Raw genomic sequence first — 12,819 nt, 5'->3', positions numbered from 1 at the left:
AGTAGAACTTTATCTACTCGTCTATTTTTTATCCTGGTTTTCTTTATTTTCTTAATCCTTTAGGATAATAATTCTTCAAAATATTATCATTACCAACTTTTCCAAAACTAAAAATATGTCCTTCAAATGCAACTAGAACATACCCACGATATGGTAAATCAGAATGAACAGTTTCACCATGTAGATAAGCCCTGTATTCGGCCTCATCTTTTAATTCAACAACTTTTTTTTGAGGAAGTTGACCTAGTACCTCAGCTAATTGATGGCCAGGTTCAAATCTATTCTTTTTCATTAATCCTAGTTCAACCCCATTATTTAATATTCTGAGATTTTTAATTACTTTTGGATCAATAATTGGTATAAATACATGATCCTTACTAATAAGAGCCTCTTTTTCCCAATTTGTAAGAGAATTAGGTAAAGTAAAATCTTGCAATACTTTTTGGACTAATTCTCTCTCCTTCTTATTTAAATGAGGTAAATCATCTTTATTCTTTTTATTTTTTCGCTTTTTAGATTTTTTATCTAGATTATCAGAGCTAGATTCGTTCCCAGGTTTTCTCAAGTAGGCTACAAACTGGCCCTCTCCTACCCCATTTTGAAACCAGAAACGTCCAGTCTTTTCAACATCAGTAAAATTATTTAAGGTCCATTTTGGAACGCCTGATGTCATCCCAGCAACTTTTTCTAAATCTAAAACTTTAAAATTATACTTTTCACTTAGCCATTCAACTATTTCTTCATCTTCTTCAGGTGAAAAAGTACAAGTTGAATAAATCAAATCACCATTTGGCTTCAGCATCTTTACAGCTTCATTTAAAATATCCTTTTGGCGTTTTTGACAAGTAAGCACATAATCTTGAGACCAATACTGAATAGCATCTGGATCTTTTCTAAACATCCCTTCTCCCGAACATGGAGCATCAACAACAATCTTGTCAAAATAAGTTGGAAAAACTTTTGCCAAACTTTCTGTATCTTCATTAGTAACTAAAACATTACTTGCACCCCAGCGCTCTAAATTTTCTCTTAAATTACTAGCACGACTGGCTGATATTTCATTTGCGACTAATAAGCCCGCTCCCTTTAAAGCTTGTGCTAAAGCCGTGGATTTTCCTCCAGGAGCCGCACACAAATCCAATACTTTTTCTCCAGGTTTTACTTGCGCAAATTGAGCAGGATACATTGCTGATGGATCCTGAGAATAGACATAGCCTCCTGTCCATTCACTACTTAAGCCATTAATATTCCCATAATAAGCATTATCTACTCCAGGAACAGGATGAGTTAAGTCATAACTTACATTTTTAAAATCATTTTTTAAAGGATTTAAGCGAAATCCCTTTTTATTTTCTCCTTCAATTGCTTCAAAGAATTTTTTACTTTCATCTAGTCCAAGTAACTTTTGATATTTTTCGACAAATTCAGTTGGTAATTTAAGCATTTTTCCGTTTACTCCGTAATAAGATTAAAACAATAATAAAAGTTAAACTTTCCATTATCCATAAAAATCCTAATAACTGATAAAGTTGTGAAAGATTCGAATAAAAATTAAATAATGGTAAGACGATACTGGAAACAATTAATAAAAAAGTATTTATAACAAAAAATCTAAAAAATGAATTTGTAAATATTTTAGTAAGAATAGGACTTTTTATTCTAAATTTTGTTACCGGGGCAATCGCTATTGTTGCCCAAACACCACTATTTACTAAGGCTATAATTATACAGATACAAGTAAAAATGAATTTTTTAGTTGGACTTATACCATGGCGCTTATTATATTTATTAGCGTAGTTAACGGTTTGAGTGGAAGCATTCAAATGGCGAGCAACTTTATTTTTATTATTCTTTGGTAACCCATCAATGACAACATAAAAATTTTCTACCTTTGCTTTCCCAGTAACTTGTTTTTCACCCGTAGTTAAATAATATGCTGTCTGACGATAAGGACTTTCACTATTCCTTTTTAATTGTCCAATAACGGAAAAATAGTGACCATTTTCATTTAGATATCGATTATTTTGCAAAGTTACAAGATTCTCTTTTGTTTCTGATGAAATTACTGCAAAAGGAATACTCCCCTTAAAATCACTCTTATTAAAATATCTTGAACTTGAATTAGCCATTGGCTGGGATTTTAAATTATAGTTAGCCCAAATTAAAATTTGATTTGAATCATACTTAGACCGAAAATGGACTTGGAGATTCGTATGAGGCCACTCCTTGTTCAGATAGTGAATAACTTGCTGAATCGTTTGGTGACTTTTAGGATCAAATACGTAATATGGGGAAGATAAGCCGCTATTATTCAAAACTTGATCGGCACGCTGAGATTGTTGACGTGACAAGCTCAAACCAACTCCAATAAAACAAATTAAAGATATTAGTGTAACTATAAAATTGCGTAATTTCATTATTTTATCTCAAATATTTTTTCTTCAATAAAATCAAAACTAGAAAATGATCGATTAATTTTTCTTAATTGAGGTGAGTGAATTTCAATTGCTTCTTTCCAAAAAGCTGGTGTATTAGTAGCACCATTCTTCTCTCCAATAAATAAAAGCGTTGTTTTGGGATTGCCATATTGGCGCCAAGTTTCCAATATTTTTTTATCGCCATCACCAAAATTCGGCGCCCAGCAGCAAATAATAAGGTCTACATCAGTGAATTCTCGTATTGCTTGACTAGCTTCATACATTTTAGTTGGAAAAAAGGTTTGTCTTCCTGTAGCTGAACTTTTAGCCCAACTGAAGGAATCCGTTGCTTGCATTTTTACCCCTGCTTCATTGAATCCTTTAGACCAATAAGCATTTCCTGCCATCAATTCTAACCCAGTTTTGCAATGATAAGTCTCTTTAATAGCTTCAATTGTAGTCTGATTAGCTAACGACCAAAGTCCAAAATGACGTGACAAAAAGCTTCTAAAATTATCCAATAAATTGGTTAAAGTAATCAATTCTTCTTTATATACTGGTCTCTTAGCAAGTAATTCTTCTAATTGATCTGGGTAAAAACCTAATTTTGCAGGTGCTTGTTTTAAAACCCTTTTTTTATTTAAACTCTCAATAATATGATCAATTTCAGTAATTTGTAAATCTATTTCTGGAAGAGAAACGATTTGCTGAATGTGATGTAATTTCTTCTGATAATTATTCATTATATCTACCCAATAATGATTTTACCATTCAATTTTGATAAAAAAAGTTATAATAGAAGTTGGTCAATAAAAGGAGAGAAAAAATGTCAAAAAATAAAAAAAATAGTAAGCCGCAATCTGAAGAATCCTTAGGTAAATCAGTTCTTGAGATTGTAATTACCGTTGTAGTATGTATGCTTGCGTATTTCCTACTCTTCAAGTATGTTTTAGCAAATGAAACGGTCTCAGGACCATCAATGCAGCCAACTTTTGAATCAGGTGATAGAAACATTGCCGTCAGACATACAAAACTTCAACGTGGGGATATAGTGATTATTGATGCGCCTGATGCCCCAGGAGAGCTTTATATTAAGAGAATCATTGGGATGCCTGGTGATACAATTTACGCCAAGAATGATACGGTTTATGTGAATGGAAAAGCTCTAAAAGAACCGTATTTAAATCAATACAAAAAGAAGATGCCTAAGGGGCAACTTTATACTAATAATTTCACCCTAAAGCAGGTAACTGGCGTTTCTAAAGTTCCTAAGGACTCCTACTTTGTAATGGGTGATCACCGTGATGTTTCTAAAGATTCTCGTTACTTTGGTTTTGTAAAACAAAGTCAAATTGTCGGTGAAGTTAAAGTAAGATATTTCCCATTTAATGATATGAAAGTTTTTAACAACTAATTTTGGAAAGGAATAGAAGTTATGAACCCAGATGAATTATCAAATAAAATCATTGAATTTGAAGCAAAAAATGATGTAACTGATTCTGCCCTTGCTTTTGCAAGTCATCTTTCAGTTGAAAAAATTCATGCAATGAAACAGGCGAAAAATAATTATACAACAGAAGAAGTTGAACGAATTTTAGAATATATCCAAACTAATTCCTAAACTTCATAATTAATTATCAAAACAAAATGGACTAAATAAACAAAGTAAAGTTTATTTAGTCCATTTTTTCTACGTAAAGTCAAGCACAATACGATGTTTGACTATGTTTTTAGCTTGAATTTTAGTTTAAGTAGCTATTAATGTCGATATATTTTTGGAATTAAGCACGATAAATAAGCCCAAGTTTATATCTGATTTTTGGGCTTAGCGTTATAATGTAGTTGATCAATTAATTACGACTAAAGTCTTTTTTGGTTATGTGTGGCTACGTTGTAATCATATAGTTGATCATTAATAATCAGGGCATAAATTGTTCTGATTAGTTTATGTATTGAAGCAATAGCTATCTTTTTAAACCCTTTGGTTTGAGAAGATAGCTTTTTGCTTTCATAATAATCTGCTATGTGACACGGATTAGTCTTAGCCGCATTATCAATTTGACCAATAGCACGATAAAGCAATTTACGTGCTATTGCATTACCATGCTTAGTAATACTTAAATTAGAATCCATTTCACCTGACTGATATCTACCTGGATCTATGCCAATAAAAGCATTAATTTTATTGGGATTGCTAAATCTGCGTACATCTCCCAATTCTGCTAAAACTCTAACTGCAGTAGTTTGGGCAAAACCTGGAATACTTTCTAGATTTTCTAAATCATGATTAGGTAAAGTCTTAGCGAGTTTAACCATTCTTGTAATTAATTGTTCTCTTTGCTTACTTAGATTAAGTAGTCTTTGGGTATAATATTGTACTTGTTGAACTTCTATACTAGTCTCGGAGACAACTGGATAAGCTTGATAAGCTAATTCAATAAGTTTATCAGCAGTTTTTTGAGCATGTTTAAATGCAATACCTTTTAAATTCATTAGCCAATTAATAATTTGATTTTTGTTCTCTTGTCTTACTAAATCGCAATGAGGGTAATGAGCAACTATTTGCCAGTAATTATTACCTTTAGCAGTAGAAAATAGATTTTCAATTTCGGGAAAAGTTGATTGTAAAGCCTGGTGAAGTCTATTTTTAGCTGTGACTAAATCATCTGTTAGCTGGTCATAGAAACGACTCAAAGCATTGAGTTGCTTATAAGACTGAGACTGATTTTGACTAACTGGATGATGATAAAGTCTTTGAATTAAGGCTAAATGATAAGCATCAGTTTTATCAGTCTTATTATGACGTAGTCCCAAATCCATTTCTTTTTTTGCTTTAAGAGGATTAAGCACAACATATTCATAACCGTAATCTTCTAGAAAAGCTTGTAGTCTGCGTGAATAAACACCAGTAGCTTCTCTGGCTGTTTAGTAAAAGCAGCTAATTCGTGCAGTAATTTAATAAAACCAGGACGGTCGTTAGTAATGGTAAATTCATTTTTACTTTCACCAATTAGCTCACAAATAGTAGAAGTAGACTTACTTACATCAATTCCAAAAGTAATTTGCATTATATAACCCCCTAAGCTTAAGTAGTAAAACGTATTTACTTAAGAAATCAGATCTAATTTTCTAAACTCGACATCAACGTGTCCACATTCTTCGAAGAGATTATTGATAGCCTAAGTAAAACTGCCAGTTTTGTCTACGACATCAAGTGTCTAAAAAGGCTTTGACATATCGTTTTACTACTACTTAAATTCTACAAGAGAATAAAAAATAGTGAATTAATTATCCCGTCGGATAACTAATTCACTATTTAGCTTAGAATGTTTTATCTTCTAATTTTGTGCTTTAGTTTCAAAAAGATTATTTACTTCCCATGTTGTCAATAATAGAAATACGATATCAAGTATTAAAATTGAAAAGATTGTCGTCTCTATCCCTGAATTAGTTAAATTATTTTTCATAATAAAATTAATCCGTAAAATATCACCTATTCCTCTAAAAAACTGAACAAACATGTAATAAGAGACAATAATTAAAACAAAATCTGTCAGGAATTTAGCAAATTTTTGATACTTTATTCTCACAAAACTACTCAACACATGAGAAGAAATTGAAATAAATGCAAATAAAATATATATAAATAAAACTGCAATCAATACAAGAATAATAATTTTAAAATAATCATCAATCGTAAGATTTGACCAAGACGAAGAAGATGCAAGATATGGTCCGACAAAAGGAAGATGAATCATCCATTCAGTTGAGGAAATCTTATTAATCGGAAGCAACAAAATTAATAATAAAACTATCTGTAAAAAACTAAAATAAAAAAAGCCAATGATAGATGATAAAAAATTTGTATATAACAATTTAGCTGTTTCGATTGGTACAAGATTCCAAGTTTTAGACAATAAAATATTTTTATTTTGATAAATAGAGATAACAAAGTAACTAATCAATCCTATGACTGTAGACCAAGTCATCGTCACAAATAAGTCTACCTGCCAGAACGATGGACTAAAGACATGATCGGTCATCGTCCAAAAACTAACTAATAAACCTGCAACTAGCTGGATAATGAAAATTGAATAGATTGTTTTACTTTTTAATTTTAACTCTTCCCATAGAATACTTTTAAAGCTTGTCATTTCTCCTACCTTCCCTCATGATAATTATGAAAAAGCCACAGATTTATCGAAAGGAATATGGCATCAATTATTAACATAACAAAGTTTGCTTGGCACCCCTCAATCCAACCTGTTGAACTAAAGAAATTACCATTAGACAAAAGATCAATAATGTAAAGTCCCATTATAAATGCTATAACCACTAAGATTATAACTAAAAAGAAACGTAAAAATTTTGTATTATTTTTTGAAAATTGTTCTAAGAGTAAAGTACTGACAAAATTAATTGTTGTTACGAATAAATAGATGGCAATCGCAAAAAGTAAAATCAAAAGTATGCTAAGAATGAAAATTGAAAGATCATCTTTGAAAAGAGTGGTCGTATCACTCCAAATTTTATGCCAAATAATTCCTGTTCCCCTTCTAAATTTTTCATCAAAAATTAATGGAATTATGACTACCAAAGCCATCAAAATTTGCCCAAGAACTAGGTAAAGACCATTGAGAATAGCCGTAAACAAATTTATCAAATACAGCTTTGTGCTTGAAATAGGTAGTAGCTGCCAGCTCTGAGAAGAATTTATCTTTTCATTGCGATAAATCGATAGAAAAAGATAAATAATTATAACAAATGGTGTCGTGATCCCTACCATTGCAATACCTTGAGACCATTTTTGCCAAAAAGTAAATTTAGAGTTGGCACATACAGACCAAATAGCTCCAATTATGGCAATAATAAACTGCATTAAAAGAAGTAAATTAACTGTCTTATTCTTTTTACACCACATGTATTTTAATAAAGAACTCGAAGATAACACTACTCAACACCTCCGTCTTCATATAAGGATTCGTAGTATTCCTCAATACTTTTACCTTCACTACGAATATCTTCTGCAGAAGCGTGACGATAGATTGTCTTATCTTTGATAATCACTATTTCATCTAAAATTGAAGTAATTTCGTTGACAAAATGATCAGAAATAATCATGGTTGATTTAGGTTCTTTCCACAAGAGAATAGAATTAATAATTCTTTTTCTTGCCATAGCATCTATGCCGGAAAATGGTTCATCAAGCAAATATAGATCTACTTTTCGACTTAATGTTAAGGCAATCTCCAATTTTTGTTTCATTCCTCTTGACAACTGATTTAATTTCATATCATCATTAAGTTTCATAAATTCTTTTAGTTGTTCAAATTCTTGAACATCAAAATCTTTGTATAAATGAGTATAAAATACTTTAATTTCTGCAATCGTAGATGCATCACTAAAGCCCTGAAGGGTATCAGTCATCGATAAATGAGCTTTTCTTTGAACTACACTTTCTTTTCCTACTACGGCCACATTACCTTGATAATGTTTAGCTAAGCCAGCGATAATTCGCATTAAAGTAGTCTTACCTGCACCATTTTCACCTAAAAGGGCTACTATTTTTCCTGATTCAATTTCTAAATTTACATCTTGTAAAATTGTCTGACGGTTCTTTTTATAATTTATCTTTGCTAGCTTTACACATTCGCTCATTTACTTTTATTCTCCTCTTCAATGTAATTTTTAAGTTCTTTTAGCGTTTCTTCCGGCGTCAAGCCCAATTGTCTAGTGCTTTCCAAAAACTCGCTCATAGTTTCTTTAATCAACTCCTGACGTTTATTAGTAATCAGATTAATATCAGTGGTTACAAATGATCCTAATCCTCGCTTAACTTCTAAAATACCTTCGTTATTCATTTCATTTAACGCTCGCTGAACCGTATTAACATTTACTGTTAAATCAACAGCTAGTTGTCTAACTGAAGGAATTTTCTCTCCTGGTTTAATTAAGCCCAATGCTATTTGTTTATATAAGTATTTTTGAATTTGCTGGTATATTGGTATATTATCTTGGAATTCCATATTCCCTCCTGCTGTATTAATTAACTATTACACTACTATATTGAAACAAATAATTCAATAAACTTTTTTGTTTCACAATTCCAATTAAATTGCTTTAATTATTTTGTGTAAGCGTTTAACCTTTTGTCGTGTACGATAATAATTTTAATATTTAATTTTATTAATGTAAGTGTACAAAAATATTTAAGAGTTATTTAATTTTTATTTCCCGATATTAAAGGGTTTCTTAAATAAATATATTTATTTACCTTTACAATTCATAAAGATATTTTATTGTTTTTGTTTCACATTTTAATTTCTAAGAAATTATAACTACTTTTTCCACATTTTATAATTTTCACCTCAAATTAACCTAAAATTGTCCTAAATTTGTAAAGCAATGAAAAAAAAGAGGGTTAGCACCAATAATGCTACCCCTCTTTTTTTCATTGATATTACTTGTTTCTTTCGACATTCAAACGGTTAATTTGGCGTAAAACATCTACTGCTTTCCACATAGATTCTAGGACTGTATATTCATATCTACCATGCATGTTTTCTTCTCCAGCAAACAAATTTGGACATGGTAAACCCATATAAGTTAGTTGCGAACCATCTGTACCACCACGTACGGGATCTTCATTAACAGTTAATCCTTCAGCCTTGTAAGCATCTCGTGCCAAATCTACAATTTCCATATGCTTCTTAAGCTCATCAGCCATATTGTAGTATTGATCCCACATCTTTAATTTAATACGTTCAGTACCAAATTCTTTATTCATTTTTTCAACGATGCTTTTTACTAAATTTTTACGCTTTTCTAAGCCATCTCGTTCAAAATCACGAATAATATAATCTAGATGAGCATGGTCAACCGTTCCCTCAAAATTCATTAAATGGAAAAATCCCTCTTTCCCATCTGTTTGTTCTGGGACTTCATCTTTAGGTAAAGCATTTTGGAAATTAATTCCTACTTGAATCGCATTAATCATTTGACCCTTTGCTACCGCTGGATGAACATTTACACCTTGAATGTCTAAGCTAAATTGAGCTGCTGAAAATGTACCCCAGTCTAACTTACCTGGTGCTTCTCCATCAACTGTATAGGCAAAATCTGCACAAAATTCTTCGACATCAAAATGTTGTGCACCTGTTCCAATTTCTTCATCAGGAGTAAAGGCTAAACGAATCTTACCATGCTTTTCTTCTGGATGCTTCATTAAATACTCTGCAAAGGTGATGAGCTCTGAGATACCACACTTATCATCCCCACCAAGCAAAGTGTCTCCAGAAGCAGATATAATAGTTTGCCCCTTATAATTTTTCAAATGTGGAAATACTTCTGGGTCTAGGTAAAATTCACTCTCACCAAGTTGGATTTTTGAAATTCCATCATAATTTTTTACAATTTGAGGTTTAACATCTTCTGAGTCGAAGTCCGCTGTGTCACAGTGAGCTAATAAACCAAAAGTAGGTACTTCATAATCTAAATTGGATGGAATAGTAGCAATTACGCAACCACTTTTTTGATTATAATGAACATCTTCCAGCCCTAATTCTTGAAGATCTTTCATAATTACATCTTTTTGAAAATCTTCTTCTCTTTGAGTTGAAGGAAATCTATCAGCCTGCTCATCAGAACGCGAGTTAACCTTCACATACTTTAAAAATCTAGGTAATAAAGTTGGATATTCTGACATTTTATTCTCCTTACTTAAAATAAATCTTGGAATGGATTGGTGGAAACTTCAGATAATTCAATCCCCACATTCCAATTATTTTCTTTGTTCCATTGTTGTAAGAGATCAAAGACCTTATATTTAAATAATTTTTCTGTATAGTGACCAGGATCAACAACAGTAATACCACTTGAAATCATATCATGCCCCACATGATAATAAACGTCACCGGTAATGAAAGCATCAAGTTCTTCATCTACAGCTCGATGCCAAAACTTGCCTCCATCTCCACAAATAAAGCCAACACTTGAGATTTTTGCATCATTATTTGCAGTTATTAGACGGACCATTGGAATATTCATCCGATCTTTTACATAATAAGCAAATTCTTTTGCACTCATTACCTTAGGTAATTTTCCTTTACGTCCAATTGCAATTCCATCTTTATCTAAAGCAAAAGGCTCAACTTCTTTTAAGCCTAATTCTTCAGCTTCCCAGTCAGCTGACCCATTTTGAGCTTTATCAGAATTAGTATGGATCGAATAAACTGTAATATTATTAGCGATGATTTTGGCGTACATTGCCTTTTGAGGATCAGCGTAATCTAAATTATTGATTGGTCGAAAAATCAAAGGATGATGACTAATAATTAAATTAACTCCTTTTTCAATCGCTTCATCAACTACTTGAGGTCTTACATCCAGGGTCGTCATCACCTTAGTTACTTCTTGGTTTACTGAACCAATTTGAATTCCTACCGGATCTCCAGCTGATGCAATTTCTTCAGGAAAAATTTGATTCAACTGATTAATAATCTCTTTTACTTTAGTCATGAAGTATCTCCTCAATCATCGCTATTATCTTTTTCGTAGCTTCTATTTTATTCGCATCTTGTTGTTTAGCTTTTTGTAAGTTACTTAATAGATTTTTTTGAAAATCTAATTGCTTAGACCATTTTTTGATAAAAATATTGTTTTTCTCTTTTAATAAAAATGGACCAAACTGAATTTGTGCAGTACTAAGATTAACTAAATCTTTCACCCACTTAGCCTTTATCAATTCATAAATATGACCTGATACTTCAATTATCTTTTCAGCTTCAATCTTATATGAATGATCCATTAGCCATTTTCTTACTATAGGTTCACCAACATTAGGTTCTAGAATTAAATTCTCATAAAAATTATTTTCTTGAGCTGGTTTATCCAATAAATCACGCATTAATTTACCACCCATACCAGCAATAATGATTGTATCAATCTTATCTTCAGGTTTTAGTGTCTCTAAGCCTGACCCTAATCTTGTAATGATTTTGCCCTCTAATCCTGCCATTTTAATGTCATTAATAGCATTATTCAAAGGACCAGCGGCCACATCAGACGCAATTGCAAAATTAACTTTTTCATCTTTGACTAATGCAATTGGTAAATAGGCATGATCGGTTCCAATATCAGCCACGCGGCTTCCTGGTTCTACCATATCTGCTAATTGTGCTAGACGTTGTTCAAGCATAATTCGCCCTCCTCAACTATAAATTCTAGCATAATAGTAGTAAAAAAGACTTTGGAATATTTTTCCAAAGTCTTTTTATGTTTAATCCATAAAGTCCTTTAATTGATTAGAACGACTAGGATGTCTTAACTTACGTAAAGCCTTAGCTTCAATTTGACGAATACGTTCACGGGTAACACCAAATACTTTACCAACTTCTTCCAAAGTACGAGTACGTCCATCATCTAGACCAAAACGCAAACGTAAAACATTTTCTTCACGATCAGTTAAAGTATCCAAGACTTGTTCTAATTGCTCTTTCAATAATTCAGCAGATGCATGTTGCTCAGGACTTGTAGCATCTTTATCTTCGATAAAGTCACCCAAATGAGAATCATCTTCTTCACCAATTGGTGTTTCCAAAGAAACCGGTTCTTGGGCAATTTTTAAGATATCCCTAACTTTGTCCGTTGGCATATCCATTTCTGCTCCAATTTCTTCAGGAGTTGGTTCACGACCTAAATCTTGCAACAATTGTCTTTGAATTCTAATAAGTTTATTAATGGTTTCAACCATGTGAACTGGAATACGAATAGTTCTAGCTTGGTCAGCAATTGCACGAGTAATAGCTTGTCTGATCCACCAAGTTGCATAAGTTGAGAACTTAAAACCTAAACGATAATCAAACTTATCGACAGCTTTCATCAAGCCCATGTTTCCTTCTTGTATTAAATCAAGGAAGGACATTCCACGACCAATATATCGCTTAGCAATTGATACAACCAAACGTAAGTTAGCTTCGGCCAATTCTTGTTTAGCTTCTTCATCTCCAGCTTCAATTCTCTTGGCTAGTGCAATTTCTTCATCAGCACTTAAAAGGGAAACACGTCCAATTTCCTTCAAATACATCCTTACAGGATCATTCATTCTTACACTTGAAGGCGCAGACATGTCATTTAATTCTTTTCTTTCAACATCTTTTTGCTTCTTCAAAGCTAATTTTGAAGGTTCACCATTTTCATCAACGATTGAAATACCGTTATCTTCAAATTCTTGAACCAACTGATCAACAGCTTTGCCTTCTAGTTTGTAAGGAGTGATTAATTGCTCTGTAAAGTCAGTTTCTGTAATAGACTTACTTTTCTTAACATCTTTTACTACTTCTTTGACCTTTTTATCTAATGATAAAGAAGGCATACTTTCTGTAGCCTTTTTTTCTGCCATTTA

General features: G+C 32.1%; 13 protein-coding genes and 1 pseudogene. 2 read left to right on the top strand and 12 right to left on the bottom strand.

What is annotated here, in order from left to right:
- Positions 1-43: 43 nt before the first annotated feature.
- Genes FP432_RS01960 through FP432_RS01950 form a run of 3 tightly spaced genes read right to left on the bottom strand, consistent with a single transcriptional unit; the run spans position 44 to position 3,160 of the window.
- Complete coding sequence (locus FP432_RS01960; protein WP_265489189.1) at positions 44-1,444, bottom strand: RsmB/NOP family class I SAM-dependent RNA methyltransferase; 1,401 nt, start codon at positions 1,442-1,444, stop codon at positions 44-46.
- Positions 1,437-2,417, bottom strand: a complete 981-nt coding sequence (locus FP432_RS01955) for a hypothetical protein (RefSeq protein WP_265489188.1) — start codon at positions 2,415-2,417, stop codon at positions 1,437-1,439. Before FP432_RS01955 ends, FP432_RS01960 begins: the two co-directional genes overlap by 8 nt.
- Positions 2,417-3,160, bottom strand: a complete 744-nt coding sequence (locus tag FP432_RS01950; RefSeq protein WP_265489187.1) for an SAM-dependent methyltransferase — start codon at positions 3,158-3,160, stop codon at positions 2,417-2,419. The genes FP432_RS01955 and FP432_RS01950 overlap by 1 nt, the downstream gene beginning before the upstream one ends.
- A gap of 83 nt (positions 3,161-3,243) precedes the next feature.
- On the opposite strand from FP432_RS01950, the gene lepB reads away from it, so the two are divergent.
- Positions 3,244-3,831, top strand: coding sequence for a signal peptidase I (gene lepB / locus FP432_RS01945; protein ID WP_265489186.1), 588 nt, complete (start codon positions 3,244-3,246; stop codon positions 3,829-3,831).
- 21 nt (positions 3,832-3,852) lie between these two features.
- Complete coding sequence (locus FP432_RS01940) at positions 3,853-4,038, top strand: LBP_cg2779 family protein (protein ID WP_265489185.1); 186 nt, start codon at positions 3,853-3,855, stop codon at positions 4,036-4,038.
- Positions 4,039-4,277: 239 nt separating this feature from the next.
- Here FP432_RS01940 and FP432_RS01935 read toward each other — a convergent pair.
- From FP432_RS01935 to rpoD, 9 genes and pseudogenes are all read right to left on the bottom strand, one after another.
- A pseudogene (locus FP432_RS01935) lies at positions 4,278-5,485 on the bottom strand (IS110 family transposase).
- A gap of 270 nt (positions 5,486-5,755) precedes the next feature.
- Positions 5,756-6,571: a hypothetical protein gene (locus FP432_RS01925; RefSeq protein WP_265489184.1), complete on the bottom strand. Its 816-nt coding sequence runs from the start codon at positions 6,569-6,571 to the stop codon at positions 5,756-5,758.
- A gap of 5 nt (positions 6,572-6,576) precedes the next feature.
- The gene (locus tag FP432_RS01920) at positions 6,577-7,368 is read right to left on the bottom strand and encodes a hypothetical protein (RefSeq protein ID WP_265489183.1); all 792 of its coding nucleotides are present in this window, start codon (positions 7,366-7,368) and stop codon (positions 6,577-6,579) included.
- A complete protein-coding gene (locus FP432_RS01915) occupies positions 7,368-8,075 on the bottom strand; it encodes an ABC transporter ATP-binding protein (protein WP_265489182.1) in 708 nt (235 codons plus the stop codon). Before FP432_RS01915 ends, FP432_RS01920 begins: the two co-directional genes overlap by 1 nt.
- Positions 8,072-8,443 (bottom strand): GntR family transcriptional regulator, encoded by a 372-nt coding sequence (locus tag FP432_RS01910; RefSeq protein WP_265489181.1) that lies wholly within the window; start codon positions 8,441-8,443, stop codon positions 8,072-8,074. Before FP432_RS01910 ends, FP432_RS01915 begins: the two co-directional genes overlap by 4 nt.
- 434 nt (positions 8,444-8,877) lie before the next feature.
- Positions 8,878-10,122 carry a peptidase T gene (pepT, locus tag FP432_RS01905; protein WP_265489180.1) on the bottom strand — a complete coding sequence of 415 codons (1,245 nt, stop codon included), beginning with the start codon at positions 10,120-10,122 and terminating at the stop codon, positions 8,878-8,880.
- Between the two features lie 14 nt (positions 10,123-10,136).
- Complete coding sequence (locus tag FP432_RS01900; RefSeq protein WP_265489179.1) at positions 10,137-10,934, bottom strand: Nif3-like dinuclear metal center hexameric protein; 798 nt, start codon at positions 10,932-10,934, stop codon at positions 10,137-10,139.
- Positions 10,927-11,613: a tRNA (adenine(22)-N(1))-methyltransferase gene (locus tag FP432_RS01895; protein ID WP_265489178.1), complete on the bottom strand. Its 687-nt coding sequence runs from the start codon at positions 11,611-11,613 to the stop codon at positions 10,927-10,929. Before FP432_RS01895 ends, FP432_RS01900 begins: the two co-directional genes overlap by 8 nt.
- Positions 11,614-11,694: 81 nt before the next feature.
- Positions 11,695-12,816: an RNA polymerase sigma factor RpoD gene (gene rpoD / locus FP432_RS01890; protein ID WP_265489177.1), complete on the bottom strand. Its 1,122-nt coding sequence runs from the start codon at positions 12,814-12,816 to the stop codon at positions 11,695-11,697.
- Positions 12,817-12,819: the final 3 nt, after the last annotated feature.

The organism is Lactobacillus sp. PV034, assembly GCF_014522305.1.
Lineage (GTDB): Bacteria > Bacillota > Bacilli > Lactobacillales > Lactobacillaceae > Lactobacillus.
This window is presented reverse-complemented; position numbering and strand designations above follow the sequence as displayed.